This window comes from Aliivibrio sp. A6 (assembly GCF_028765505.1).
GTDB lineage: Bacteria > Pseudomonadota > Gammaproteobacteria > Enterobacterales > Vibrionaceae > Aliivibrio > Aliivibrio finisterrensis_A.
This window is the reverse complement of sequence record NZ_JARACR010000089.1, coordinates 1-1172: the sequence shown is the minus strand read 5'-3', so window position 1 is coordinate 1172 and position 1172 is coordinate 1. Positions and strand designations below refer to the sequence as shown.

Here is a 1172-nt window from a genome sequence, read left to right as displayed (position 1 = left end):
CCTGCGATTGGATCACGTCTGACAATTTCGCTTTAATTGGATTTAAATTCTCTTTTATTCCGTAAACCACTATCATTTTTCATTCCCTCGAAAACGTATAACGCCGCAATAACACGTGCGAAAGACCGACTTTCCAAACCAATTACACTCCAAACCGCGAATGCCGAGTGTAATAGCATCGTGTTGATTGCTTTGTTATACGAGCCTTGCTTTCGCTCCGGTAAACTTGGTAAAGAACTGATTTACCAAGATTTGCTGTTAAACGACTTTAATTAGACTGGCTCAATTAAGCGAGCAAAATATCCAATCAACAGCAATAACTGTGAAACGAAACAATCCCTTTTTCTTACACCATTTGCACGAATTGGTTTCAGCCAGTTTGGAACTGATAAACCAAATATCCTAACCACAATTGGGATTGAAAATGTTGAGAGGAAAACACTGATGCAGGCTAAAATGAGGCATAACCAAAGAACAATTGAAGCGTAAAGTAGCCTCTGAAATGCCTGAACTTAGGGAAATAATAGTTCAATGCCGAACCTGATAATCCGAACACCAAAAGGCAACAAAGAAAAAGGAAAACCACCCTACTTTCACACCTGAAAAACTAATGGTTCAATCGCTGAACTGAACCAAAAACTGCATTCTCAGAGTTCGTATAACGCCTGCATAACACGTTTACTACTATGCAATTATACTTAATATTGACGCCTTAAAACGAGAAACACCCGGCAAACTGAGATTGCCGGGTGTAGTAAATCGTGTTGATGCATTTGTTATACAGTTTCTAAAAGCCTATGATTTACTTAATATTTTAGCTTTCATCTGCTTATATTCTGCTTCTGTTAAAACACCACTTTCAAAAAGCTGATGTGCTTTAATTAATTCATTGTAAATATCTGAGTTAGAACCATTAGTTATAGTCGATTCAACTTTTATATTTTTATCAACAACGTAATCAGCTTGTTTTCGCAATGAAGTTCTGACAACCTCTTCATCTGATTTATTTACAACACGGAACTGATATTCAAATGATGCCCACTCACCTGGACCATTACCTAAGGGAGTATAATTTGAAGATACTGGTATTGCGACCTTACCTTTAGATTTAGCAAATTCGTTCGCATCATGAATAACTTCAGCTCTTAACGCGCCAGCATTACCAAAAATAC

Annotated in this window: 1 protein-coding gene; it reads right to left on the bottom strand. The window is 37.2% G+C overall.

Features of this window, described 5'->3' with window-relative positions; genetic code table 11:
- Nucleotides 1-795: 795 nt before the first annotated feature.
- The coding region (locus PVK70_RS18715) for an SHOCT domain-containing protein (protein WP_274441711.1) at nt 796-1172 on the bottom strand (377 nt) is incomplete at its 5' end.